The 25183-nt window shown below is 72.4% G+C and carries 24 protein-coding genes; 8 read left to right on the top strand and 16 right to left on the bottom strand.

Features of this window, described 5'->3' with window-relative positions; translation table 11 throughout:
* Positions 1–575: 575 nt before the first annotated feature.
* The 6 genes from ACLZN2_RS14650 to ACLZN2_RS14625 form a co-directional block, all read right to left on the bottom strand.
* Positions 576–1502, bottom strand: coding sequence for an SDR family oxidoreductase (locus tag ACLZN2_RS14650; RefSeq protein ID WP_416979003.1), 927 nt, complete (start codon positions 1500–1502; stop codon positions 576–578).
* Positions 1503–1531: 29 nt separating this feature from the next.
* Positions 1532–2566 (bottom strand): acyl-CoA dehydrogenase family protein, encoded by a 1035-nt coding sequence (locus tag ACLZN2_RS14645; protein WP_416978880.1) that lies wholly within the window; start codon positions 2564–2566, stop codon positions 1532–1534.
* A 9-nt stretch (positions 2567–2575) separates the two neighbouring features.
* Entirely contained in the window at positions 2576–3712 is a 1137-nt protein-coding gene (locus ACLZN2_RS14640) for an acyl-CoA dehydrogenase family protein (protein ID WP_416978879.1), read from the bottom strand.
* Between the two features lie 3 nt (positions 3713–3715).
* Positions 3716–4480: an enoyl-CoA hydratase family protein gene (locus ACLZN2_RS14635; RefSeq protein ID WP_416978878.1), complete on the bottom strand. Its 765-nt coding sequence runs from the start codon at positions 4478–4480 to the stop codon at positions 3716–3718.
* 314 nt (positions 4481–4794) lie between these two features.
* The gene (locus ACLZN2_RS14630; protein WP_416978877.1) at positions 4795–5886 is read right to left on the bottom strand and encodes an NAD(P)H-dependent flavin oxidoreductase; all 1092 of its coding nucleotides are present in this window, start codon (positions 5884–5886) and stop codon (positions 4795–4797) included.
* 350 nt (positions 5887–6236) lie between these two features.
* On the bottom strand, positions 6237–6389 hold the full coding sequence (locus tag ACLZN2_RS14625) for a hypothetical protein (RefSeq protein WP_416978876.1): 153 nt from the start codon (positions 6387–6389) through the stop codon (positions 6237–6239).
* A gap of 316 nt (positions 6390–6705) precedes the next feature.
* Here ACLZN2_RS14625 and ACLZN2_RS14620 point away from each other — a divergent pair, with 316 nt between their 5' ends.
* From ACLZN2_RS14620 to ACLZN2_RS14610, 3 genes are read left to right on the top strand one after another with little or no spacing between them, the layout of a single operon-like run.
* Positions 6706–6933, top strand: a complete 228-nt coding sequence (locus tag ACLZN2_RS14620) for a hypothetical protein (protein WP_416978875.1) — start codon at positions 6706–6708, stop codon at positions 6931–6933.
* 1 nt (position 6934) lies between these two features.
* Positions 6935–7096 carry a hypothetical protein gene (locus ACLZN2_RS14615; RefSeq protein ID WP_416978874.1) on the top strand — a complete coding sequence of 54 codons (162 nt, stop codon included), beginning with the start codon at positions 6935–6937 and terminating at the stop codon, positions 7094–7096.
* Complete coding sequence (locus tag ACLZN2_RS14610; protein WP_416978873.1) at positions 7093–7266, top strand: hypothetical protein; 174 nt, start codon at positions 7093–7095, stop codon at positions 7264–7266. Before ACLZN2_RS14615 ends, ACLZN2_RS14610 begins: the two co-directional genes overlap by 4 nt.
* Positions 7267–7504: 238 nt before the next feature.
* On the opposite strand, the gene ACLZN2_RS14605 is transcribed toward ACLZN2_RS14610, so the two are convergent.
* Positions 7505–8353, bottom strand: a complete 849-nt coding sequence (locus ACLZN2_RS14605; RefSeq protein WP_416978872.1) for a MaoC/PaaZ C-terminal domain-containing protein — start codon at positions 8351–8353, stop codon at positions 7505–7507.
* A gap of 346 nt (positions 8354–8699) precedes the next feature.
* On the opposite strand from ACLZN2_RS14605, the gene ACLZN2_RS14600 reads away from it, so the two are divergent.
* The 3 genes from ACLZN2_RS14600 to ACLZN2_RS14590 all read left to right on the top strand — a co-directional run bounded on the left by ACLZN2_RS14600 (position 8700) and on the right by ACLZN2_RS14590 (position 11858).
* The gene (locus ACLZN2_RS14600; protein ID WP_416978871.1) at positions 8700–10157 is read left to right on the top strand and encodes an FAD-dependent oxidoreductase; all 1458 of its coding nucleotides are present in this window, start codon (positions 8700–8702) and stop codon (positions 10155–10157) included.
* A gap of 63 nt (positions 10158–10220) precedes the next feature.
* Positions 10221–11087: an SDR family NAD(P)-dependent oxidoreductase gene (locus tag ACLZN2_RS14595; protein WP_403834060.1), complete on the top strand. Its 867-nt coding sequence runs from the start codon at positions 10221–10223 to the stop codon at positions 11085–11087.
* Positions 11088–11141: 54 nt separating this feature from the next.
* Positions 11142–11858, top strand: a complete 717-nt coding sequence (locus ACLZN2_RS14590; protein ID WP_403834058.1) for a hypothetical protein — start codon at positions 11142–11144, stop codon at positions 11856–11858.
* Positions 11859–12207: 349 nt separating this feature from the next.
* On the opposite strand, the gene ACLZN2_RS14585 is transcribed toward ACLZN2_RS14590, so the two are convergent.
* From ACLZN2_RS14585 to ACLZN2_RS14555, 7 genes are all read right to left on the bottom strand, one after another.
* Positions 12208–13260, bottom strand: a complete 1053-nt coding sequence (locus ACLZN2_RS14585; protein ID WP_403834056.1) for an acyl-CoA dehydrogenase family protein — start codon at positions 13258–13260, stop codon at positions 12208–12210.
* Positions 13257–14378, bottom strand: a complete 1122-nt coding sequence (locus ACLZN2_RS14580) for an acyl-CoA dehydrogenase family protein (protein ID WP_416978870.1) — start codon at positions 14376–14378, stop codon at positions 13257–13259. The genes ACLZN2_RS14585 and ACLZN2_RS14580 overlap by 4 nt, the downstream gene beginning before the upstream one ends.
* A 33-nt stretch (positions 14379–14411) precedes the next feature.
* Positions 14412–15194 (bottom strand): enoyl-CoA hydratase/isomerase family protein, encoded by a 783-nt coding sequence (locus ACLZN2_RS14575; protein WP_416978869.1) that lies wholly within the window; start codon positions 15192–15194, stop codon positions 14412–14414.
* Between the two features lie 35 nt (positions 15195–15229).
* Positions 15230–16507, bottom strand: a complete 1278-nt coding sequence (locus tag ACLZN2_RS14570; RefSeq protein WP_416978868.1) for a CaiB/BaiF CoA transferase family protein — start codon at positions 16505–16507, stop codon at positions 15230–15232.
* 79 nt (positions 16508–16586) lie between these two features.
* The gene (locus tag ACLZN2_RS14565; protein ID WP_416978867.1) at positions 16587–17339 is read right to left on the bottom strand and encodes an SDR family NAD(P)-dependent oxidoreductase; all 753 of its coding nucleotides are present in this window, start codon (positions 17337–17339) and stop codon (positions 16587–16589) included.
* A 74-nt stretch (positions 17340–17413) separates the two neighbouring features.
* Positions 17414–19414, bottom strand: a complete 2001-nt coding sequence (locus ACLZN2_RS14560) for a flavin-containing monooxygenase (protein WP_416978866.1) — start codon at positions 19412–19414, stop codon at positions 17414–17416.
* 119 nt (positions 19415–19533) lie between these two features.
* A complete protein-coding gene (locus ACLZN2_RS14555) occupies positions 19534–20490 on the bottom strand; it encodes an alpha/beta hydrolase (protein WP_416978865.1) in 957 nt (318 codons plus the stop codon).
* A gap of 519 nt (positions 20491–21009) precedes the next feature.
* On the opposite strand from ACLZN2_RS14555, the gene ACLZN2_RS14550 reads away from it, so the two are divergent.
* Together ACLZN2_RS14550 and ACLZN2_RS14545 are read left to right on the top strand one after the other, a co-directional pair.
* Positions 21010–21330: a DUF1330 domain-containing protein gene (locus tag ACLZN2_RS14550; protein WP_416978864.1), complete on the top strand. Its 321-nt coding sequence runs from the start codon at positions 21010–21012 to the stop codon at positions 21328–21330.
* Between the two features lie 104 nt (positions 21331–21434).
* Positions 21435–21944: a nuclear transport factor 2 family protein gene (locus ACLZN2_RS14545; protein WP_416978863.1), complete on the top strand. Its 510-nt coding sequence runs from the start codon at positions 21435–21437 to the stop codon at positions 21942–21944.
* A 545-nt stretch (positions 21945–22489) separates the two neighbouring features.
* Here the strand turns inward: ACLZN2_RS14545 and ACLZN2_RS14540 are convergent.
* Both ACLZN2_RS14540 and ACLZN2_RS14535 read right to left on the bottom strand, forming a co-directional pair.
* A complete protein-coding gene (locus ACLZN2_RS14540; protein ID WP_416978862.1) occupies positions 22490–23827 on the bottom strand; it encodes a jacalin-like lectin in 1338 nt (445 codons plus the stop codon).
* A gap of 177 nt (positions 23828–24004) precedes the next feature.
* Positions 24005–25156 (bottom strand): acetyl-CoA C-acetyltransferase, encoded by a 1152-nt coding sequence (locus tag ACLZN2_RS14535; protein ID WP_416978861.1) that lies wholly within the window; start codon positions 25154–25156, stop codon positions 24005–24007.
* Positions 25157–25183 lie beyond the last annotated feature (27 nt).

The raw sequence follows: 25183 nt of genomic DNA, 5'->3' as shown, positions 1-25183 counted from the left end.
CGGGTGCCAGGAGTGTCGCCACCACGACCGGGCCATGGACGGTCCGGGTGATGCCGGGTCCGACCGGCATACCCCACAGGCCTCGGACATGGGATGGCACTCGCCGTGGACGGCTGTCCACGGCCGGTGCCGTCCGCGCGGGCGCGTACCCGGGTCCTCCTCGCGGGCCGGGCCCCGGCGGCGGAGGCGCGTCCCCGCGGCCAGAGTGACGCGGTCGGGTGCCCCCTCTGGTCCCCATCCAGCGTCCGGTCCTTGTCGGACCCGACATCTGCGGCTCCCGGAGGCAGGGCGTGTGACCCACCTCATGGAGGTGCGCTCAGGGTAGGGCCGTGACGCCCGCCAGCCCAACCTTGCATTCCGCTCACCGGTACGCGATATGTGTGGCGTCCGGCGATGCCCGTGCGTGATCTCGCGGGTCCGGGCGCCGCGGGCGTCGGTGGGATTGACCTCGCTGTCCGGAACCGGCTTGCCGTCCCTGCCCGGCCTCGTCCGCTCCAGGGCTCCACGGCAGAGCGCCGACGGTCCGACCACGGGCGCTGTTCCGAGCGTCGGGGCGCCCCTCGCGAACCCCTCGCTCAGGCCCCGTAGACCGGAGCCGGAGCCGGGGCGTCGGCGAGCAGTTCGCGGACCGCCGATCCGACCTCGTCGGGAGCCCAGCGGCGGTCGCGTGTCCGCTGCGGGCCGTGCTGCCAGCCGTCGGCGACGCCGAGCACCCCGCCCTCGGCCTCGAACACCCGGCCGGTTACATCGCCGGAGTCCGCGGAGGCCAGCCACACCACGAGCGGTGAGATGTTGCCCGGGTGCATGGTGTCGAAGCCGGACTCCGGTATCCGCATCCTGTCGGTGAAGGCCTCGACCGCCTCCGTCATCGGCGTGCGGGCGGACGGGGCGATCGCGTTCACGGTGACGCCGTAACGGGCGAGTTCGGCGGCGGCGATCACCGTGAGGGCGGCGATGCCGGCTTTCGCAGCACCGTAGTTGCCCTGGCCGACGCTGCCCATCAGCCCGGCGCCCGAACTGGTGTTGACGATCCTGGCGTCCACCGGATTCCCCTGCTTGCTCCGCTCCCGCCAGTACGCGGCGGCGTGGCGCAGCGGCGCGGCATGTCCCTTGAGGTCGACCTTCATCACCAGGTCCCACTCGGCCTCGGTCATGGAGACCAGCATCCGGTCACGGTTGAGCCCCGCGTTGTTGACGAGCGCGTGCAGCGTGCCGAACTCGGCGACCGCCCGGCCGACCAGCCGCTCGGCGTAGTCCCAGTCGCTCACGTCGCCCAGGTCGGCGACAGCCGTCCCACCGGCAGCGACGATCTCCTCGGCCACGGCCTTCGCGGTCTCGCCCAGGTCGTTCACGACGACCTGCGCGCCCTCGGCGGCCAACGCCAGGGCGTGCTCCCGGCCCAGCCCCTGACCGGCGCCGGTCACGACCACAACCCGGTCCCGGCAGATCCCGTCGTCGCTCGCGACTCCGTCCCCGGTCCGCTTCTGGACCCCGCTCACCATCCCGCCCTCCGCCTCCCTTTCGTTCCCACTCACCGTCCCGCTCCTTCGCAGATGCCGTCGGCCGCCCCGGCGAGTCCGAGCCGCCGCGCGATGAACTCCCGGTGCTCCGCCGGGCCACCCCAGTCCGCGGCGAGCGCCCAGGCCCGCTTGGCGTACAGGTGGAGGTCGTACTCAGTGGTGTAGCCCATGGCGCCGTGGCACTGGATCGCCGTCCGGGCCACCGCACGCGCCGCGTCCGAGGCGAGGACCTTCGCCATCGCCGTTCGCACCGCTGCCTCGGGGTCCCCGGCCGCCTGAGCCCAGCCAGCCGCGAGGACCGCCGGGCGGGCGAACCGCACGGCGAGCTCCGCATCGGCCAGGGCGTGTTTCACCGCCTGGAACGAGCCGACCGGCACGCCGAACTGATGGCGCTGCCCGACATAGCTCACCGTCAGATCGAGCATGCGCCGGCAGAGCCCGACGAGGAGGGCGGAGGTCGCCAGCACCCCGCGCCACCGTGCGGCGGCCAGCGCGTCCGCCCCCTCGGCCAGCGGCAGCCCCACGCCGGCCGGGGCGGTGACCCGGGCGAGCGCGCGGGAGCCGTCCAACGAGCCGACCGGCTCGATGCGCACCTCGTCCTGCCGGTACAGCAGCAGCCGGTCCTCGCTCGCTACGGCGATCAGGTCGGCATGCGCTGCGAAGGGCACCGGGGCCCCGGGCACGAGCGAGACCGTCAGCGTCGCCGATCCCGCGAGCACGTCGGGGAGTTGGCGCGCTCCCGCGGCGGCGAGCAGCGGAGCGCCGACCGCGACACTCTCCGCCGCGGGCACCGGCAGGCCGCTGTGGCCCAGGGCCTCCATGAGCGGGGGCAGCGCGTTTTCGTCGAGCCCGAGACCGTCCGCGCTCTCCGGCACCAGAGCGGCGGTGACGCCGACCCCGGCGAGGGTGCGCCACACGGCGTCGACCTCCTCGGCACGGCCGCCGGGCCAGCCGGCCCTGATCCGGTCGGGACCGGCCAGCTTGGCCAGCACCTCGCCGGCGGCCTCGGCGAGGGCCGTGTCCTGTTCGGCCACTGTGAAGCGCATGGTGCGCCGTCACCTCCTCGGCAGGCCGAGCAGCCGCTCGGCGACGATGTTGCGCTGGATCTCGTTGGTGCCGGCGTAGATGGGGCCCGCCAGGGAGAACAGGAAACCGCGGCTCCAGGGGCCGTCGACCTCGGCCTCTGGCCCGAGCAGGTCGATGGCGGTCTCGTGCAGGGCGATGTCGAGCCGGGACCAGAACAGTTTGTTCAGGCTGGACTCCGCGCCGATCTGCCGTCCCTCGACCATGGACGTGACCTGGTCCAGGGTGAACAACTCGTAGGCCTGCGCCTCGATCCACGACTGCACCACCCGGTCCCGGTGTGCCCCGGGCCCGCTCGGCGTGCCGCGGGCCAGGTCGAGCAGCCGGTCGGCGGCGTGCAGGAAGCGGCCGGGGGAGCGCAGGGTCAGACCGCGCTCGGAGCCGGTCGTCGCCATGGCCACCCGCCATCCTTCCCCGACCGCGCCCAGCACGTCGGCGTCGGGGACGAACACGCCGTCGAGGAACACCTCCGCGAACCCCTCGTCGCCGTCGAGGCGTTCGAAGCCGCGGACGGTGACACCGGGGGCGTCCAGGGGGACCAGGAAGTAGGTCAGCCCGCGGTGGCGCTCGGCGTCAGGGTCGGTGCGGAAGAGACCGAAGAGGTGGGTGCAGAAGGCGCCGCGGGTGGTCCACGTCTTCTGGCCGGTCAGCCACCAGCCGCCCGACTGCTCGTCACGGACCGCCCGGCTGCGGGTCGCGGCCAGGTCGCTGCCCGCGCCGGGCTCGGACCAGCCCTGCGCCCACAGGTCCTGGGCGGCCGCCATCCTCGGCAGGATGCGCTGCTGCTGCTCCTCGGTGCCGAACGCGAAGACGGTGGGCGCCAGCAGGAAGATGCCGTTCTGGGTCACCCGGGAGGGCGCCCCGGCCCGGTAGTACTCGTCCTCGAAGATCAGCCACTGCCACAGGGAGGCGCCCCGGCCGCCGTATTCCTCGGGCCAGGAGACCACCGACCAGCGGGCCTCGAACAGGGCGCGTTCCCACTCCAGATGGGCGGTGAAGCCTTCCCGGGTGTCACCCGACGGCAGCGGCCCGTCCGGCACGTTCGCCGCGAGCCACTCCCGGGCCTCGGCCCGGAAGGCCCGCTCCTCGTCGCTCCAGGTGAGGTCCATCGGTCACCTCTCCTGGTCCGTGGCGCGGCCGAAGGTGTCGCGGACCTCGGCGGCGACGCCCGACAGGTTGACCTCGAAGGTGAAGCCCTGCTCGTAGCGGTAGCTGCGCTTGACGTCCCACAGGTCGATGCCGTTGAAGGCCTCCTTGGCGGCGCGGATCACCGCCGTGTTCTTCCCGGCGATCTCGGCGGCGACCTCCAGGGCCCGCTCGCGCAGCCGGGCGCCGGGCACGACGTCGAGCACCGAGCCGAAAGCGTGCAGTTCGGCGGCGGACGCGGTCGCGCAGGTGTACATCATGGCCCTGGCCTTGTGCTGCGGGACGAGCCGGGACAGGTGCGTGGCGGCCCCCAGCGCGCCGCGGTCCACCTCGGGCAGCCCGAAGTACGCGTCCTCGGCCGCGACGATCACGTCCGAGTTGCCGACCAGGCCGATCCCGCCGCCCATACAGAAGCCCTGGACCGCGGTGACCACGGGCACCGCGCAGTCGTAGACCGCGGCGAACGCGGCGAAGCAGCCGCGGTTCACGCCGATGATCGCGGTGTGGCCGGTGTCGGCCTGGAGTTCCTTGATGTCCACGCCGGCGTTGAAGCCGCGGCCCTCGGCCCGCAGCAGCACGACCCGTACGTCCGGGTCGCGGCCGAGCTGCTCGACGGTCTCGGCCAGCCGGAACCAGCCGGCCACCGGCAGGGCGTTGACGGGCGGGCAGTCGACGACGACCTCGGCGATACCGTGCTCGTCGATCGTGGTCCGGATGATGTCAGTGCCCATGGGGACTCCGTGGGGTGTCGGGGCGCCCGGGGAGGGCCGCTGGGATGGGGGCTGGAGGGAAGGGGGAGGGTCGAGTGGCTTGCGAGCGCCGGGGCGTGCGGGAGGGCGCGAGGCGCCGAGGCTGCCGGGAGGGCGGCGGTGAGCGAGGGGCCGGGGCGGCCGGGAGGAGGAGAGGACCGCGGTGGCCGGGAGGGCGAGAGGGGCCGGGCCGGGAACGTCGGGCCGCCCAAGCGCCGGGGCGCCAGGGATGACCGGGGCGGCGGCCGGGGACAAGGGCGGGCCGGGGCGGTGGCCGGAGGAAGGCCGGCGAGCCGTCACCCCCGCGCTCCCGGCGCGGTCAGGCGCCTCAGTACGGCGTCGGCCTCCGCGACGATTCCCTCGATGAGCTCCTTGCAGCCGGGCAGGTCCTCGATCACGCCCGCGATCTGGCCGGAGGCGAGTGTGCCGAGGTCTGTCCGGCCGTCGACCATGCTGGCCCGCAGCATCATCGGCGTGTTCGCCGCCATCATGACCTGGGACCACCCCAGGTCGTGCCCGCGGCGCATGGCCAGGCCTTCGCGGACCATGTCGGACCACGACGTGCCGGATGTCCTGCGGAAGGCGACGGCGTGCCGCAGGGAACGGACGAGACGCGCCGGCGCCCGTTCCTTCAGGAGCCGTTCCACCGGTTCGGTGCGCAGCACCCGCTGGGGTATGCCGTCGAGAACCGCAGTGACGACGGTGTCGGTGACCCCGCGTCTGAGGTACTCGGCCTTGACCGAGTCGCGCACCGTGCTGTCGCTGGTCAGCAGGAAGCGGGTGCCCATCGCGATACCGACGGCGCCCTGTGCGAGCGCGGCCACCAGGCCGCGGCCGTCACGGAAACCGCCGGCCGCGATGACCGGGATGTCGACGGCGTCCACGACCTGCGGGACCAGGATCGAGGTGGGTACGCCACCGGTGTGCCCGCCCCCCTCGGCGCCCTGGACGACCACCGCGTCCACGCCCCATGCCTGCACCTTCTCGGCGTGGCGGCGGGCGCCGATGGACGGGATGACCACCAGCCCGGAGTCCTTGAGTGTGCGGATGACGCGTTCGTTGGGTGCGAGCGCGAAGGACGCGATCCGCACGCCTTCGCGCACCAGTAGGTCCCCGCGCTCCAGCACGTCCGGCGCGTCGCCGCGCATGTTCACGCCGAACGGGGCGTCGGTGCGTTCCCGTACGGCGCGGATCGCGTCCCGTGTCTGTTCCAGGGTCAGCGTCGCGCTCGCCAGAATGCCGAGCCCGCCGGCCGCCGCGGTGGCAGCGGTGAGCTCGGGGCCCGAGACATACCCCATCCCGGTCTGCACGATCGGGTAGCGGACGCCGACCAGGTCGCACAGCCGGGTGCGCAGGGCGGGGTGAACGGGGTCGACGGGGTCGGTCATGCCGGTTCTCCTTCTCACGCCGCTCGCCCGGACCGGGGCGGTGCTCGGCAGGCCGGAGGGAATCCTGGGGCCGTTGTGTGTCAGCAACGTCCTTCGGGACGCAGGGAGTTCGCGCTTCGCCGGACTGTCGACCCGGCATCGGAAGACTCCCCCTCGGGATCGTACGGATACGTACTCTACCAAGCGCTTGATTGGTTGCGTAGGCCTTCGCGCAGGTCCGGCGTTGAGGTGGGGCGGGACGAGCACCGGCTCGGCGTCTCCGTCCGCCCTGGCGAGCGCCGGCGTCGTCGGCACCGCCCCGGCCGACGCCGGATGTGGCCGGACGGGGCCGGGCTCACCGCCGGTGGCTCTCAGGGGGCCGAGGTGGCGTGGGGGACGACATCCTTCTGCTCCGGCACGGCGTCCTCGGAGACGGCCGGACGGACACCGGTGACCCGCTCGATATCGGTCTGCAGGTCACCGGTGACGCGCACCACCCCCGGCGAGTCGTCCCCGCCGACCACGAGGGGCGCCGTCCGGCCGGCCCGTACGCCCGGAAAAGGAACTGGTTGAGGAACTGGTCATGGCAACCCCTTGTCGTGACTTCGAAGGACGGGACAGGGTGCGGAAGCGCTGAGGCCGTGACTAGTGGCGACCTGAAATGCCTACACGTAGGTGAACCTCTGCAAGTGACGGCGGTCGCGGGGGTGTGCGCGCCGTGACGCGGGAGCCGGGCTATCGTCGCGCCATGGAGCCGCCAACGTTCGACTAGGAGTACCTGCATCTGCGCGTGGACCGGGGGGTTTCGAGCAGTTCGGCAATCACGGTTCCGAGTTCCGGGTGCCGCTGCAACGGCTCGGGGTGCTGGTGCACTTCAAGAAGCCCGACAAGCCGGGCAAGCTGCTCATCGGCGCCGTACGCGATCCGAACGCCGCGCTCTACGGCACCGACCAGGCCGCCTTCGTCTACACCACATCGCCGTCGTTCCTCGTTCCGCCCGGTGACGAGCCGTTGTTCCGCGTGTACTTCACCGAGGTGGCCGCGCTCGCCGAACGGAGGGTGGTCTGACATGGATCCGGCGGAGCCGCGGGTCTTCCGGCACGAGCGTGTGCACAACCAGGTCGACCGCGGGATCCTCGAGGCCTTCCGCCGCAGTAGCGTCGACGGGCCGTACCCATACCCGTTGGGCTGGGTGACGGTGCGTGCCGAGGCGCGCGCCGAGACGGTGTGACCCGGCTGTACTTCGGCATCGCCGAGGACCTGGGCGAACCGATCCACGGGAGCGGGCCAGGCGCCGCACCGGTGTTCTTCCGGCACGAGATCCCGACCGCCGACGAGCCCCTCTGCCGCGCCTTTTTCGCCGAACTCGCCCATCTGGCCGACCGGCCGATCGCCTCGTAGCAGCGGAGCCGGGCAACCGACGGCCAGGGCCTCGACGCCGGCGTCCCGAACACCGTTGTCCCGGGTTCGGTTGTCTCGACGGAGGCTGTCCCGAATGCAGGCTGTCCCGGCTCCGGTTTTCCGGACACCGGCTCCCGCGTCCCGGCCGCACGCGGAACACGGCGGCTCGGCTCGCCGAAGCAGCGCCCCGGTGGGCGGACGACTGGTTCCGGGTCGGCGGCCCAGCTGACCGGCTCGGCTAACCGGCCCGCCCGAAACGAACCCGCCCGCCTGTGAGTACGGCCTCCCCCTCCCGGGCCACCTCGAAGGCCGCTCCGTCCCCCTCGGCGTTCCGCCAGGCGGCGACATCGAGGGTGTCCCCGGGCAGGACGGGCGACGCGAACCGCCCGTCCACCTCGGTCAGGTCGGCGGGATGGGCGCCGAGGACATCGGCGAGCCGCAGAACGGTGCTCGCCAGGGTGCACAGGCCGTGCAGGATCGGGCGAGGCTGTCCGATGGCCGCCGCGGCAGCCGGATCGACGTGGATCAGGTGCCGGTCGCCGGTGAGACGGTACAGCGCCGCCTGCGCCGGGAAGGTGTGCTGCCGCGTGCGGTGGCTGGGGTCGCCCTCGTGCGCGGGTGCCCGGCCCGGCCCCCGTTCGCCGCCGAACCCGCCCCGGCCCGGGGCGAAGACGGACCAGACCGCGTGGAAGTACGCGCTGTCCACCGCCACTTCGAAGACGGCCGCACCGCCCTTGTCCCACACGTCGGTCACGGCGGCCGAGCACGTGACCTCCCCGGTCGGGGGCAACTCCTTGTGGACCGTCAGCCGTTGCGCCCCGTGCAGCGCGGTGCCGTCGCCGAATGCCCCTCGTCCGGCCAGGACGTCCGGGGCCCACTGGGCCAGGGAAAGCGCGAAGGTGGGCAGCACCCGCAGCCCGCGCTCGAACACCAGGTCAAGGTCCTCGACGGGCCGGGCGCCCACGGCAAGCGCGTAGAGGATCGCGTCCCGCTCGTCGTAGGAGACCGTCCTGGTGCCGAGGTCACGTCCACACCAATCGCCGGCCGATTCGAGTCGTCCTTCTCCCGGGCCGGTCACATCACCCATCGGGTAGTCCATCGCATCGCCCATCCCGTCGACCAATCAAGCGCTCGCTTGGTAGGCGGAGAGTAAGGAAAGGGCCCGGGAGGAGTCAACGGCGCCGTGGCGTGGCCCTCGCGTCTCCCGGCCGGCTCCCGCTCAGTGAGAGTGGGTCGATGCCTTGTCGGGGCGGTCGCGGTAGGCAGGGGGATGCGGAGCGAAGGGAGCGGGAGATGCTGGTGGTTCGGGAGCGTCGGGCCTCGCGGCGGCCGCTGAGGCGCCGTACCTCGGAGAGGCCGGACGCCGGGGGCTCGGGTACCCCGCACGCGACGGGAGCCGGGCCCAGGCCGGTCGGTGCCCCGGGGTGGCCGGAATGACCGCGCGGCCGTGCCGTGAGGCCGACATACGTGAGTGGGACGGCGAGGCGGAGGTCGTGGTCGTCGGATACGGCGTCGCAGGTGCCGCCGCCGCGATCGGCGCCGCCGTGGAGGGCGCCGACGTGCTGGTCCTCGAACACACCGGAGGCTGGGGTGGCGCCGCCGCGCTCGCGGGCGGGTTCGTCTACCTGGGCGGCGGCACCGGGGTGCAGAAGGCCTGCGGCTTCCACGACACCCCGGAGGCCATGCACCGCTTCCTGGCCGCCGCCATGGGACCGGCGGCCGACGCCGCCAAGATCGAGGTCTACAGCGAGCGCAGCGTCGAGCACTTCGACTGGCTGGTGCGCTGCGGAGTGCCCTTCCGCGCGGCCTTCCACGACCGTCCGGCCTGGGAACCTCCGGGCGACGAGGGCCTGATGTACTCCGGTGGTGAGAACGCCCACCCGTTCGCCGACATCGCCCCGCCCGCACCCCGCGGACACCTGCCGCGCATGGCGGACAAGCGCACCGGCGAACGGGGTGCCGGCTACCAGCTCATGCTGCATCTCGCCACCAACGCCGAGCAGACGGGAGCCCGAGCGCGCTACGGCATCCGCTTCCGGCGGCTCGTCGTGGCCGACGACGGCCGGGTGCGCGGAGTGGTTGCGCGCAGCCTCGGCGAGGACGTGGCGATCCGGGCACGCCGAGGTGTCGTCCTCGCGGCCGGGAGCTTCACCTTCAACGCGGACATGGTCGCCCGGTACGTCCCGGCGCTCGGCGGGCGCCCCGGCTCGGCGGTCGAGCAGCACGACGGCCGGGCGATCCGGGCCGCGCAGGCCGTCGGCGCGGACACCGCCCACCTGTGGGCCTGCGAGGCAGCCGTGCACGCCGACCCCGGCCTGATGGTCCGGGGCGTCGTCGTCAACGGCCGCGGTGAACGTGTCATCAACGAGGACACCTACCCCGGCCGCATCGGCCAGGAACTGCTCCTCCACCACGGCAGCCAGAGCTTCGTGGTCGCCGACGAGGAGGCCGCCGAAGCGGCCGCCGCCGACCGCGCGGCCACGTCGATGCGGGTCCCTCCGCCGACCTGGGTTTCCGAGGACATCGCCGAACTGGAGCAGGCCATGGGCGTGCCGCCCGGAGCACTCGCGGCCACGCTCGGCCTCTACAACCGGCACGCCGCCGAGGGCCATGACCCGGTCCACCACAAGGCCGCCCCGTGGGTACGTCCGCTGCGCCCGCCGTACGGGGTCTACGACCTGCGCGGCCAGACCTCCGGATTCACCCTGGGCGGCCTGCGCACCGACATCGACGGCGCCGTCCTCGACGTCGACGGCGAGGCGATCGAGGGACTGTATGCGGCGGGGCGTACGACCGCTGGGATCGCCGCGGGCGGATACGCGAGCGGGATCTCCCTCGGCGACGGGAGCTTCTTCGGCCGCCGTGCCGGACGCGCGGCGGCACGCGGGTGAGACGGCGGGGCGGGTGCCCGGTTCGACGTATGCACACAGGCCAGGGGCCGGAAGGGAGAGGCCATGCCCAGTTCGGTGGAAGTGTTCGGCGGTGGAACCGCCGTGATCACGGGGGCGGGCGCCGGCGTCGGAGCGGGGCTCGCCCGTCACGCCGCGCTCGCCCTCGGGATGAACGTCGTCCTCGTGGACGTCGACGAGGCCGCGCTGGAGCACACCTGCGCCGACATCACGCGCGACGGGGGGCGGGCGACCGCGGCCCTCGTGGACGTGCGGGACGCGACCGCCGTACAGGCACTCGCCGACCGCGTGGTCAAGGAGTCCGGACCGGTGCGCCTGCTGGTCAACAACGCGGGCATCCTGCAGTTCGGTTACCTCTGGGACACCCCCGTGGCCAACTTCGAACGTCTCGTATCGGTCAACATCAGCGGCGTGTTCCACGGGATACGGGCCTTCATGCCACATCTGTTGGCCCAGTCCGAACCGGCCTGCGTGCTCAACATGGCGTCCGTCGGCGCCGTGACCGCGTGGCCGCTGCAGACCCCGTACATCATGAGCAAACACGCCGTCCTGGCCATGACCGAGTGCCTCCACCAGGAGGTCGGCCTGGCCGGAGACGGGCACATCCAGGTGGGCGCGGTGCTGCCCGGGGCCGTGACCTCACGCATCTTCGACCGGGCGGGCGGGGTCGACAGCGGTGACCTGGCCGCGGCCGAGAAGGAGCGCGAGGCCATGTTCCGGGTCCGCGAACGGGCCATCGGCGCCGAGGAGGCCGCCGCGACCATCCTGCAACAGGCCGCCGACGGGGAGTTCTACATCGTCACCCAGCCCGAGTCGGTGCTGGCCGCCATGCGCGACCGCGCCGACCAGCTGACCGCGCGCCGCCCACCGGCCCCCGCACGCAGCCGCTTCACCCCACCGCCTTCCCAGTGAATCCGGCCGCCGTCCCAGTGAACCCGGCCACGACACCGAGGAGATGAGCCATACATGGCCACGAAGAACCCCGCACCCGAGCGCACACCGCCGACGACGGTCCCCCTGCCGAGCACGAGCCTGGGGCACCTCGCCCTCCACTTCCGCCCGGGGGAACGGGCGCTCGCGACCCGGTTCTTCGAACTGCTCGGGGCCAGAGTCCAGGAGTTCCCCAACCAGTTCTCCGACGAGCCGCTTTACGTCATCGCGATGGACCGGGACACCCCCGCCCGCGCCGACAACATCGTCTACCTGTTCGCGCTGAAGCCCGCACAGCTCGAACTCGAAGCCGTCATCGCCCGGCAGTTGGGCGCCGGCACCGACGACGAGCACCCCGCGCTCACGGCGTTCCTCGAACAGCGGTCCCAGTGGCCGGAGTCGTACCTGCACTTCGGTCTCCATTACGGCCGGCTGGAGGACCTGGAGGCCGCGGTGACCGGGCTGCGCGAGGAGATCGCGGCGAACCCGGAGTTCGCCGCCCGTGTTCAGGGCCTGCAGGTCCTCAAGGCCCGCGGTGAGGACGGCGACCGGGAGATCGACGAGCGCATGGCCGCCTCCGAGGTGTTCTCCCGGACCGAGGAATACGCTTACGGTCGTCACGGCGCCCAAGTCCACATCCGCACCGACCTGTTCGCGACCGGACTCAGTCTCTTCGGCTCGGTGGTGGAACTGGACTTCGTCTTCACCGGTCCGGGACGCGAACGCAACGCGTTCAACTCGCCCATTTCCTAGACCTCGTCGTCACCGGCGTGCCAGGCGATCAGGCTCATCGCGTCGTCGAGGCGCTGAGCTGCCGACAGGTACCGACAGCGCGCCGGCACGGTCCGGATCTCACACGCGGCCTTCCTTCCCGGCGAGTCGGTGCCGCCGGGACCGGTGACAGCCCCCCGGATCATCGAGGACAGGGGCGAAGAGTCGTGCCGGCCCCGAAGACCACGAACCCGAACCGGGTTCCGCAAAGAAGGCGATGGGGGAAGGAAGCCGACCCCAGGAGCGAAGACGGACCCGCGGCGCCTCCTCGCCGCAGCGGTTCCAGCGCCATGGTCTCCTCAGAGAGAACTCACCGCATGACGACGGCTCTCTACGCTCCAGTGGCTGTCAGCCAGGTCCAGACACCGGTCTCGCCGAGGTCCGCCGCTCGCCGGCCGAGTGCGTCGGCCCAGTCCCGTTCGGTGGCCACGGCGTCGCGCCAGGCCCACAGCCGGCGGGTGAGGTGGTGCAGCGGATACTCCTGGGTGATGCCCATGGCGCCGTGCAACTGGTGTGCCATGCGCGCGACTTCGGTCGCCGTGCGCGCGGTGGTGAGGCGCGCCACGGCGACGGCGTCCGGAACCCGCGGCCCGGCACCGGCCGCGTCCGGGCCGCCCGCCGTCATCGCCTCCCGGGCGAGGGCGAGTGCGGCGTCCGCCTGCAGCAGGTGCACCTTCATCAGCGCCAGCCCCGACGACACCGCCGGCAGACGTGTCAAAGGGGCGCCGAACTGATGGCGTTCGCAGACGTAGGCCTTCGTCAGCAGGTACGCCCCGCGCGCGGTACCGGCCACCGCCGCCGACCACAGCAGGGCCAGACGCGCGCGCACCGCCTCGTACCCGGGCCCGGCGGCGACCGGCAGGGCGGGCGTACCGTCCAGCAGTACGGTGTCCCGCGGCTCTCCGGCCAGGTTCTCACCCGGCACCACGCTCACCGACGCGTGCCGCAGGTCGACGACCAGGGCCTCCAGCCCGGGCCGGCACACCACCAGGAACGCCGCGTCGCGTGCCCAGGGGACCAGTGGGATCTCCCCGGTGAGCGTCCCGCCGTCCATGTCGTCCCCTACCGTCGGCGGCCCGTCCGGCAGCACCAGGGTGGCGGGGGAGTCGTCCAGCGGCCGACCGTGGCAGATCACCCAGTCCGCGACCGACGACTCCACCACCGGCACGCCGACGCCGCGGGCGGCCAGCGCCCCGACGACCACCAGCAGGTCCTCCAGGGCGCCGCCCGAGCCCCCGCGTTCCTCGGGCACGCCGATCCGGGGCAGCCCCAGACCGCGCAGGCTCTCCCACACCTCCCGCGCCCCGTCGGGCCCCGTCGCCGACGTGCGGTCGGGGACGACGGACGCCACCAGGTCGCGCAACTCCTCCGCGTACTCGCTCATGCACGTGTCTCCTGACGGGCGACGAGGGACAGCAGGACCTCGGCGGCGCCACCGCGCAGCCCGAAGCCGGGGGAGGCTAGCAGGGCCTGGCCGTAGACACCGTCGGGGGAGGGCTCGCGGCACCGGCCGGTACGGCGCAGGGCCTCCACGACGTCGACCTCGAAGGCGTTCCCGAGGTACTTCAGCGCGGCAGCCTCCTGTACGGGCGCCTGCCCGGCGTCCAGCCGACCGGCCACCTCCCGGCACAGCCGCCGCAACACGGCGAGTCGCGCGACCAACGACCCCACAAGAGAGCGGAGTTCGGCGTCGTCCCGCTCCTCGGCTGCGTGCGCGACCAGCTCGGCCAGGACCGGATAGCTGGACAGGACGCGCTCCGCGCCGCCGCGCTCGAACGACAACTGCTCGACGACCTGCCGCCAGCCGTCGCCGACCGTCCCGATCACCCGGTGGGCGGGTACGAACACCTCGTCGAAGCGCACCTCGTTGAAGTGGTGTTCACCGGCGAGGTCCGGGATCGGCGTGGTGGACACACCGTCGGCGTCCATGTCGAGGATGAACTCCGTCAGGCCCTCGTGCTTGCGTTCCGTCCGCGCGGTGCGCGCCAGGACGTAGGCGTGGGTCGCCCGGTGGGCGTGGCTGGTCCAGATCTTGTGTCCGGAGATCAGCCATCCGCCGGTGACCGGGGTCGCGGACGTGCGCACGGCGGCCAGGTCGGAGCCCGCCTCGGGCTCGCTCATGCCCAGGCAGAACACGGCCTCGGCGGCGGCGATCCGAGGCAGGATCTCCGCACGCAGCGCAGGGCTGCCGTGCCTCAGGATCGCCGGGCCGATCTGCCGGTCGCCGATCCAGTGGGCCGCGACCGGCGCCCCGGCCCGCAGCAGTTCCTCGGTGACGGCCAGCCGCTCCACGTTGCTGCGGCCCGCGCCGCCGTACTCCTTCGGGTACGTCATGGCGATCAGCCCGTCCGCGGCGAGCGCCTTGCTGAACTCCAGGTCGAAGGAGCGCAGCCAGGAGTCGCTGCGCGGCACGTACCGGCCGGCCGCACGCCAGCACGCGGTCAGTTCCCGGACCCGGGCGCGGAGTTCGGTGCCGGCGTCGAGGGGCGGCGGTGGGCTCATGACGGGCCTCTCTGGGGTTCGGGACATCGGCGGTCAGCTTCCGGTGAAGACCCCGGCACGCTTTTCCCGGAAGGCGGCGTACGCCTCGGCCGAGTCCCGGGTCGACGTGATCACGGCCTGGTGGGAGGAGATGAGGTCGAGGGCGGTGCGCAGATCGTGCCGGGCGCCCTGGTGCACCGCGCGTTTGATCATCTGGACGGCGGCCGGGGGCCGTTCGGCGAGCCGTGCCGCGAAGGCGTACACACGGTCGAGGAGCTCCTCGGCCTCGTACACCTCCTCCACGAGGCCGATCCGCAGGGCCTCGTCGGCCGCCACGAAGTCGCCCGTCCACAGCAGCCGCAGCGCGGTCGCGGTGCCCACCGCGCGCGGGAGCAGCCAGCAGCCGCCGTCGCCCGGCACGAGTCCCACCTTGATGTAACCCTCGCTGAAGCGGGCCGTGCGCGACGCGAACCGGATGTCGCACAGCAGCGCCATGTCCATCCCGGCGCCCACGGCCGGCCCGTCGACCGCGGCGAGCACCGGCTTGGAGACGTCCTCCAGGGTCACCGCGACCCGGTGCACCCGGCGGGTCAGCAACTCCTTCTCGCCGAGCGGGTCGCGCTGTTCGCCCTTGAAGTCGGACAGGTCCACCCCGGAGCAGAAGGAGCCGCCCGATCCCGTGACGACGATGACGCGGACCTGCGGATCGTCCTCGGCCCGGCGCAGCCGGTCCGCCCAGGCGTCGACCATGTCCAGGGTGAACGCGTTCCTGCGGTGCGGACGATTCAGCAGAATCGTCGCGATGTGGTCCTTCACGGAGTACTCGAGGTCTGCCATAGCCGTCCCAGTCGGTGTCGCCAGTGGTGCGGGTGTCATGCGAGTCGCCCCGTCGAGCCCAGCGTCGCTCTGGGCGCCGGACGTCCGGTGCGCGGGGCGGCGCCACGGGGTGCGCCCAGTGCCCCCGAGGCGAGGAGCAGCCGGATCTCGGCCTCGTCCAGGCCGGCCTCGCGTGCCACGGCGAGACCGTGTTCCCCGAGACCCGGGGCGTGCGAGACGTTCCCGTCCCCCGCCGTCGCGGGCCGCGGGTCCGGCCCGAAGCCGACGGGCTGTCGGGGCAGCCGGAGCGGTCCCTCAGTGGGGTGTTCCACGCTCTCGAAGAAGCCGGTCGCACGCAGATGCGGGTCGTCGAACAGGTCGGTGACGGTGTTGACCGGAGCGGCGGGGATGTCCCGCCGTTCCAGCTCGGCGAGCCACTCGTCGGTCGTCCGGGCCGCCATCTCGTCGTTGAGGAAGGCGTACAGCTCGTCGATGTGCTCGGTACGCTCCCGGATCGTGCGGTACCGCGGGTCGTCGGCGAGCTCCGGCCGGCCGACACAGTCGAAGAACGCGTGCCACTGGGCGTCCGTGTAGATCATCACGGCCAGATGGCCGTCCTTGGTCCGGCACGGCCGCCGGTGCGGTGACGCCGTACGCGCGTACCCGGGCGGCCCGGCGGGCGGATCGAACACCCAGCCGCCCTGCTGCTCCAGGAGCATGAACTGGGTCATCGTCTCCAGCATGGGTACCTCGACCGCCTGACCCCGGCCCGTCACCTCGCGGCCGTGCAGCGCCGCCAGTACGGCCGCCGTCCCCATCAGTCCGACGATCTTGTCCGCCGCAGCCGTGCGGACGTACTCCGCTCCGCCCGCCCCGCCCTGCAGCGCGGCCATGCCGCTCGCCGCCTGGATGACGTCGTCGTAGGCCGGCCGGTCCTCGTACGGCCCGCCCGCCCCGAACCCGCGGAACGCGCAGTGCACGGCACGCGGGTTGACCCGCAGCACGGCGTCCGCCGACAGACCGAGGCGTTCGGCGGCGCCGGGCCGCATGTTGTGCACCACCACGTCCGCCCCCGCCACCAGGCGGTCCAGGAGGTCACGGGCCCCGCCCTGCTTCAGGTCGAGCACCACACTCCGCTTGCCCCGGTTGACGTTGAGGAACACCGGCCCCATCGAGGTGCCGCGCACGTCACCGATCCTGCGGACCACGTCACCGCCCGGTGGCTCCACCTTGATCACCTCGGCGCCCCACTGGGCGAGGAGCATCGTGCAGTACGGCCCCATGAACGTGGAACTCACGTCGATGACGCGGACGCCCGCCAGCGGAAAACCCACGGTCCTGGCCCTTCCTGTTCGGTCGGTCTCGGTGAGCGGACCGGCGCCGGCACCCCTTGGATGCCGACGCCCGTCGTACTCAGCGTGTGTGGCTCCCGCCGTTGAGGTCGACCGTCTGGCCGGTGAGCCAGGACGCCTCGGAGGAGGCGAGGAAGGCGACGGCCGCGCCGACGTCCTCGGGCCGGCCGAGACGGCCGACCGGGATGCCCTCCGCGATCCGGTCGATCCCCGGGCCTCCGGCGCTCTGCATCAGCCCGAGCGCCAAGGTGTTCGCCGTGATCCCGGCCTTCGCCTCCTCCTGGGAGACGTGCCGGATGAACCCCTCGACGCCGCTCTTGCCCGCCCCGTACAGCGACACCCCGATGGCGAGGCCGGTCCGTCCCGCGCCCGACGAGATCTGCACAACGCGGCCCCAGCCGGCCTCCCGCATGCCCGGCAGAACGGCGTGCACGCAGTTCATCGCGCCGAACAGGTTGATCTCGACCGGACCGCGCCAGCGCTCCGGAGCGATGTCCCGGAACGGCCCGTAGCCCATGTCGGCGGGGATCCCGGCGTTGTTCACCAGGATGTCGACGGTCCCGTCGAGCGCGTCCGCGGCCCGCGCGACTTCCGCCCGTACGGCGTCGATGTCGGTGACGTCGAACGGAACCGGCACCGCCCGGCCCCCCGCTTTCTCGATCTCGGCGCACGTCTCCTCGGCCCGTTCCGGCCGGAGGTCGTTGACGGCCACCGCGGCGCCCTGCCGCGCCAGCGCGCGGGCGATGCCGGCCCCGGCGTTCTGGCCGGCACCGGTCACCAGTGCCACGTGTCCGGTGAGGTCGAACATGCCCATGGTCGTTCGGTTCCCTTCGTTCGTGCGATGCGGGCCCGCCCGTGCCGGGTCCTGTGCAGTGCCCGTACGGGAGTTCAGTCCGCCGTGGTCCGGTGGGCCGAGGCCCCGGCCGGCCCCCGGTGCAGAAGCAGCGCGTCGGGGTCGGGCGCCCGGAGCATCGTCCAGAAGTCGACGAGCCGCCACGGGCAGGTGACCCAGGCCCGCCCGGCGGCGTTGCGGTAGTAGCCGTTCGCGGTGCCGGGGTGCTGCCAGACCGTGCGGTCCAGTTCGGCGTCGACCCGCTCGTTGTACTCCCGCGTCGCCTCCGGCGTGGGCTCCATCGCCGTGTAGCCGTGGTCCACGAGGTGGCGCAGGCACTCGACGGCGTAGTGGACGTGCTCCTCGCTCGTCACGTTGTGACCGCCGCCGTGGTTCGGCGCGGCGTTCGGTCCGGCGGTGACGAAGAGGTTGGGGAACCCGGGGACGGTGATGCCCAGGTGGGCGCGCGGGTCCCGGCCGCCGTCCCAGCGCTCGGCCAGGGTGATGCCGTCCCGGCCCACGACGTCGAGGAAGCCGAGGAACTCGAGCCGGAAGCCGGTCGCCCAGATGATGACGTCTGCGGGAAGGAACTCCCCGTTCGTCAGCAGTACCCCGTCCGGCTCGATCCGTTCGAACGCGGTGCGGTGCAGTGCCACGTCGTCACGGCGGACCGCGGCCAGGAACCCCGGATCCTTGACGATGCGCTTGGCGAACGGCGGGAAGTCGGGGGTGAGCATCTCCACCAGGTCGGGCCGGTCGCCCAGTTGCTCGTGCAGATGCTTCAGACAGATCTGCATCAGGGCGTCGTTGGCCGGTGAGGCGGAGACGTGGGTGGTGTACCACTCCTCGTCGATCCGGGGGATCGGATAGCTCTTGTCCGCGGTGAACCAGTGGGTCACCAGCCGATACCACTGCTGGTAGTACGGCAGATGCCGCATCGCCCACCGGGTGGCGTCGTCGACGGTGCCCACCACGGCCCGCTCGGGGGCGATCCAGTGCGGCTGGCGGAAGACCACGTCCAGATGGCGCGCCCGCCCGGCGAGGCTCGCCACGACCTGCACCGACGTGCATCCCGTGCCGAGCACGACGACCCGCTTGCCGTCGAGTGCGACGGAGTCGTCCCACTCGGCGGTGTGCATCGCGGTACCTGCGAAGGACTCCAGGCCGGGCACATCCGGGACGGACGGGCCGTTGAGGATCCCGGTCGCGGTGATCACGGCGTTCGCCTCGTACACCTGCGTGTCCCCGTCCGGGCCCGCGACCGAGACCCGCCACAGCTGGCGCTCGTCGACCCAGGTGCAGCCCAGCACCCGGTGGGAGAGGGCGACATGCTCCCGGATGCCGTACTTGTCCGCGACATGGTGGAGATAGCGCAGGTACTCCGGGCCCGGCGGATAGTACTTCGACCAGTCCGGATTGAGTTCGAAGGAGTACGAGTAGAAGTGGCTCGGCGTGTCCACCGCAGCGCCCGGATAGGTGTTGTGCGCCCAGGTCCCGCCGATGTCGTCGCCCGCCTCGAACACCCGGTACTCGAACCCGGCCTCGCCGAGCTTCACCGCGGCGTTGATCCCGACCATCCCCGCGCCCACCACCGCGACCCGGAAGCCGGACGGTACCGGCCGGTGCAGGGGGAGGGACTCCGGCAGGTACGCGAAACCCGCCTGCTCCCGCAGGTAGGGCACGTACTCCGGGCCGACGGCCTCGTCGGTGGCGACCCGGACCATGTCGAGGAACAGGGCGTCGTCGGGGATGTGGAGTGCGGGCACGAGCCCCTCACCGCGCAGGACCGCGTGCGCGCGTCGGCGCACCTCGTCCGCGACCTTCCCCGGGTACTGACCCGGCGCGAGTGTCTCCCCGGGGCAGGCGGCCTTCGCCGCGGCGAGCCGCTCCCGGAACTCGGTGAGCAGCGCCCGGTCCCCGGTCAGGTGCACCAGCGTCATCAGCAGGGCGCCCGGCTCGGCGGCCTCGACCGCGGCGCGCAGCTGGTCCGGGTCCGCGTCGTTCACCGGGTTCACCACCCGGGTCGGCCGGTCGTCGGGGATCACGGACGTCGTCATCGGTCCTCACATCGGGGGAGGGGGCGGGAGGGGGTGGTCAGGAGGGCTCGGTGCGGAGCGCCCGGGGCCGACGGGTGACTCCGACTCCCCGGGCGGGCGGGCCGGACCTCACAGGTGGCTCACCACGGCAGCGGGTGCTGCGCCTTCGCCCGCAGCAGTCCGGCGATCTCGGCGAGTGCCTGCCTGCCGCGCGCCAGGTGGTACAGCTGCATGAGGAAGCCGTGGCCGACACCCGGGTAGCGGGTCACCGTCGTCTGCACGCCTGCGTCGCGCAGCCGGGCCGCGTAGCGTTCGGACCAGTCCCGCAGCGGATCGAGTTCGCCCACGGCGACGATCGCGGGTGGGAGTCCGGTGAGGTCCTGCGCGTACGCCGGCACCTCGTCGGGGCCCGTGGGCTCGGGCCGCCCGGCCCGGGCGAGGCCGTGCAGGTAGAAGATGTCGTCGCGGCTCAGACCCGGCGCGTCGGGCAGTTCACGGACCGAGGCGGCGGCCATGTCCCGGTCGAGCCCGCCGTACATCAGGACCTGGCAGAACAGCCGGGGCCCGCCGCGGTCGCGGGCGCGCAGCGCGACGAGCGCCGCCAGCGTCCCTCCCGCGCTGTCCCCGGCGACGGCGATCCGGTCCGGCGCCACACCCAGCTCGGCCGCGTGCGCGGCGACCCACTCGGTGGCCGCCCAGGCGTCGTCGACCTGACCGGGGGGCGGATGCTCGGGCGCGAGGTGGTACCCGACGGCGAACACCCGGTGTCCGGTGTACGCCGCGATCGCCCGGGCGAACGGTTCGAAGGAGTGGTTCGTGCCCATCACCATGCCCCCGCCGTGGAAGTACACGACCGCGGGCACATCGGTGTCGGTGGTGGGACTGTAGACCCGGATCGGCAGCAGCCCGTGTCCGCAGGGCACGTCCAGGTCCTCCACGGCGGCCATCTTCGGCATGTCCGCCGGGTGAGGCATGGCCTCCAGCCCCGCACGCACGGCCTCCAGCCCGGTCTCCCGCATCCCGCCGGCACCGCGGGCCCGCCGTGCCGCGTAGAGGGCCGCCGCGTCCGGGTCGGGCGTAGGGACGTGCTGCGACATTGCCGCACCCTTCTGTACGAGTACTGAGGCGGGCGCCGGGGAAGGCGGCGCAGCCGGTGCGAGCCGCGAACCGCGGGCCCGCGACGGACGCGCCTCCTCACCGCACCTGCTCCGCAGTCTGCGTCGGGGTCCGCGCGACCACGGAGGAGAGATCCCGCTGACCGGGACCGTTCGGGATCGCTGGACGGAGCCTGTCGGGCAGGGATCGCCGTCGCCGCCCACACCCGGCTCCTCCTCCGCGCGGCCCCCGCCCACCACCGCCTCGCGACAGCCGCGGGCGGGCCCGCCGGTCCGAACCACCGGCAGCCGCCGGCTGCCCGCTGTCGACCCGGCCCTGCACACCGGGCGGTCGGTCCGCCGGCCGCGGCGCCGGCCGCGACCCGGGCCGAGCCCTCCGCCGACGCCCCGGCCCCGGAGTCCACTGAGCGGACCAGGGCGCTGGTCGATCGCGGTGCCGGGTACTTCAATCTCCCCACCAGGACCGCAACGCGGCGGTCGCTGCACGGGAAGGCCGAGTCGATGCCCGCATACATCATCGCCCGCAGTCACCTCAAGGACTCCAGCGAGGAGTCCAAGCGTGGGATGCAGGAGTACGTCGAGGCATATCTCCAGGTGGCCGGCGACCACCCGCACACACACCTCGCGCAGGGCGTGGTCGCCGAGGTGCTCGAAGGCGAGCCGCGGGAGGGTGCCTACTTCATCCAGGAGTTCCCCTCGAAGGAAGCCGCGTTGGCGTTCTACCACTCGCCGGAGTATCAGAAGGCCGTCGCGATCCGGCAACGGCACTCGGTCACCGAGATGATCCTCGTCGACGGGGCCTACGAGTACGAGGCCGACTGAATCGTCGCCGTCGGTCCACTCAACGATCCGGAAGAGTGGCGCCGGTTCTGTCCCCGCCGTTTGCTGTCCGGGATCCGCCCGCTCAACGATGACAGGAGGACACGATGTTCGAACCGGCCAACGACCGGCAGCGTCACATGGTGGGGGTCTGGGAGCGACATGGTTACGCCGAGTTCGCTCTCCACGACCCCGACGCGGCCATCGCGACGATGTGTGACGACCCCTACATCTACTGTGCTCCTCTGGGACAGTTGCTCAACGGTCGGGACGAGGTCTACGAGTTCTACTCCCAGCACTTCCTGCCGAACGTCCCGGCCGACGTCGAGCAGGAACTGACCACCCGGGTGATGGACGACAACCACATCTGGGACGAGTTCTTCTTCCGCTTCACACACGACCGCGAGATGCCCTGGAAGATCCCGGGTGTCCCCCCGACCGGCAAGGCGGTCGAGGTGGTGATGAACGTCGTGGTCGGCTTCGAGGACGACCTGATCAAGTACGAGCACCTGATGTGGGACCACGCCTCGCTGCTCACCCAGGTCGGCGTGCTGGACGCCCCCATGGCCGGTATCGGGGTCAAGGCGCCCGCGCTTCTGCGTGGCCTGCACACCTGAGAGGGGCGCTTCGCGGGACGGTCGGTTCCGGTGACCGGCACCGACCGGGGCCGCGGAGCCGGGGCCCGGCCGTCGTGGTCGTGTTCACCCACGGGAGGCCCGCTGACGTCGCCCGAAACCCTGGTCGAGCGCGACTCACGGTTCCGGAGGCCGCTCTGCCCGCCGAGGGTGGCCGGCTTCCCCGCCCATGGCCTTCGTCGTAGGGCCCGATGGGGGGCCGGTGCCACTCCTCGCTCCTGTCCTCTGTGACCCGGGGGTGCTGCCGTCGGTCCGGGCGGCGTCGGATGCCGGAGCGCCGACACCGAGGGCGTGTCCGGGTGTGACGGCGCGGACGGGACGCCTTCCCCCACGGCAGGCGGTCCAGCGGCAACGGCGTCGTGGAGGTCGGCCACTTCGGCGGCGTAGAGGTCCTCAGCCGCGGTGCGGGCACTGCCCCCGGATCATGGCCGTCTCGCGAACGGCTGTCTCTCCGGGGCCGACCAGCACCGCGTCGTGGGCCGGCGCATCGCGGCCACCGCCTTCGGCCGGCCACGGCGGTGTCGTGATCAGCGTTTGGTGTAGATGAAGCCGATCTTGTCCAACTCGTCGCCGGCGCGGCCGTGGAAGCCCGCGATCTGCCAGCCGGACGGGGCGGTGCGGGTCACGCAGTCGGAGGTCGTCGTACCGGCCGCGAGGGTGTGACCCAGGTTGGTGGTGAACCGGGTGTAGAAGATCCGCGTGGTGTCGTTGTACTTGCCCTCGCACAGGTATGCGGTGGTCACGTACTCGCCGCTGCCCAGCGTCAGCGAGGACGCCGTGCCGCCGGTGCCGCCGTGGGTGAGCGTGGTGCCGTCGCCCAGGGTGATGCCGACCTGGTCGACGCGGGAGCCGCCGCGCAGCGAGATCCGGGTGGCGCGGGCCGACGCCGGGACGCGGGCGATGTCCTGGTAGTAGTCGCCGTGCGGTCCGCCGAACTGGTCGCTCAGTTGGTAGGCGGGGCTCTGCGACCAGGTGAAGCCGACGGTGATCGGATCGTGGTCGGAGAGCATCTTCCCGTCGTCGGTGAGGAACTTGGCGTGCTCGTTGTTGTACGAGGTGGCGTTTAGCGAGACCAGCTTGCTGCTGCGGTACAGGACCTTGTCGACGACCTCGCAGGTGTTGGGCACAGTGGCCCCGGTCTGGTCGCAGACCAGCGCGTCGCTGCCCTTTGCGGGCGCGCTGCCGCCGCGGATCAGCTGGACCCAGGCGTCGGTGAGCCCGTTGGCCGCGGCGAACTCGCCGATGGTGTCGGCGGAGCGGGTGTAACGGGCGTTGGTGTCACCCATCACCACGACGGCGTTGCCCGCGGAGTGGGAGTTGATGAAGGCGGTGAGCTGGCTGAGGTTGTCGGCGCGGGAGGTCTCGTCGCCGTCGTTGGTGCCCGCGTTGGTGTGTAGGTTGTAGAAGTCGACGTACACCCCCTCCGCGAGGCGCTCCCGCATGAAGGTGAAGCCCTTCGGCGTGAGGCAGTCACCCGAGTCGATCTGGCAGGAGTTCCACCGGACCCGCTCGAAGTCGTCGCCGTCCCACGCGTAGTCCGACACGGTGTTGAGGCCGCTGCCGACGCCGGCTCCCCCGCTGGTCGCGGTGCGGTAGGGGTGGGTGTCGGTCGAGTACAGGTAGGCGTGGTAGTTGAAGTCCTCCTCCACGTTCACGATGTCGTACGGGGCGATGCGCCGGCCGATCTCGGTGGTGCTGGTGTCACGCGGGGTGGAGGCGCTGGACAGTGCCGAGGGGAGACCGGCGACGTTGTAGGTGAGCACGCTGAAGCTGCCCGAGGCCGCGGCGGCGGCCGGGGTACCGGCCAGCGTGAGCCCGCCCAGGGCCGCGGCGGCGGCCGCCAGACAGGCGAGAAGTCTGCGCATGGGGATGTGTCTCCAGGGAAGGTGGGGAGTGGCGGTGTTGCATACATGCCAAAATGTAGCCGCGTAGAACGCGCTTGCATCCCCTTCCGGACCACCGGAAACGGAATTCCGGTTGACGCGCGGGTGTCCAACCGCCTTGACGGCGGGACGAGTTCGGACGCACCGGTCGATGCCGGTTCAGAGCCGCTCGACGATGGTGACGTTGGCCTGACCGCCGCCCTCGCACATGGTCTGCAACCCGTACCGGCCGCCCGTGCGCTCCAGCTCGCCCAGCAGTGAGGTCATCAGCCGGGTGCCGGTGGCGCCGATGGGATGGCCGAGGGCGATGGCTCCGCCGTTGACGTTGACCCGCTCCAGGTCGGCGCCGGTCTCCGCGGCCCAGGCGAGGACCACCGAGGCGAAGGCCTCGTTCACCTCGAACAGGTCGATGTCACCGACCGCCATCCCCGCCCTGTCCAGGGCGCGCCGGGTGGCCGCGATGGGCCCGGTCAGCATCCACACCGGGTCGTCGGCGTACACGGAGAGGTGGTGGACACGGGCACGGGGCGTGAGACCGTGCTCGCGCACCGCCCGCTCCGAGGCCACCAGCAGGGCCGAGGCGGCGTCGCTGATCTGCGAGGCCAGCGCGGCGGTGAGCCGGCCGCCCTCCCTGAGCGGGGCCAGCGCGGCCATCCGCTCCGGTGAGGTGTCACGGCGCGGGCACTCGTCGGTGGCGAAGTCCCCGACCGGCTCGATCTCGTCCTTGAACCGCCCCTGGTCGATCGCGGTCAGCGCCCGCCGATGGCTGCGCAGCGCGAAGGACTCCATTTCCTCCCGCGACAGCCGCCACCGCTCCGCGATCATCTCGGCGGCCCGGAACTGCGAGACCTCCTGCTCCCCGTAGCGCGCCACCCAGCCTGGCGACTCGGCGAACGGCGTGGTGAAGCCGTACCGCTCACCCAGGGTCATGGACGCGGACATCGGGATCGCGGACATGTTCTGCACCCCGCCGGCGACGATCAGGTCGGCGGTGCCGGACATGACGCCCTGCGCGGCGAAGTGCACCGCCTGCTGGCTGGAGCCGCACTGCCGGTCGATGGTCACACCGGGCACGTGGTCCGGGAGCCCCGCCACCAGCCAGGCGGTGCGGGCCACGTCCCCGGCCTGGGAGCCGATGGTGTCGTTGCAGCCCAGGATGACGTCGTCGACGGCGGCCGGGTCGATGCCCGAACGCCGTACGAGCGCGCCGATCACATGGGCCGCGAGGTCCGCGGAGTGCACGGGGGACAGGGAACCGCCACGCCGCCCCACCGGGGTGCGCACGGCGTCGACGATGTAGGCCTCGGCCACGCTCTTCCTCCTTCTTCTCCGGGGAAC

It is taken from the genome of Streptomyces sp. T028, assembly GCF_048159505.1.
Lineage (GTDB): Bacteria > Actinomycetota > Actinomycetes > Streptomycetales > Streptomycetaceae > Streptomyces.
Note: the sequence above shows the minus strand (reverse complement) of the source record. Positions and strands in the feature narration are given on the sequence as shown.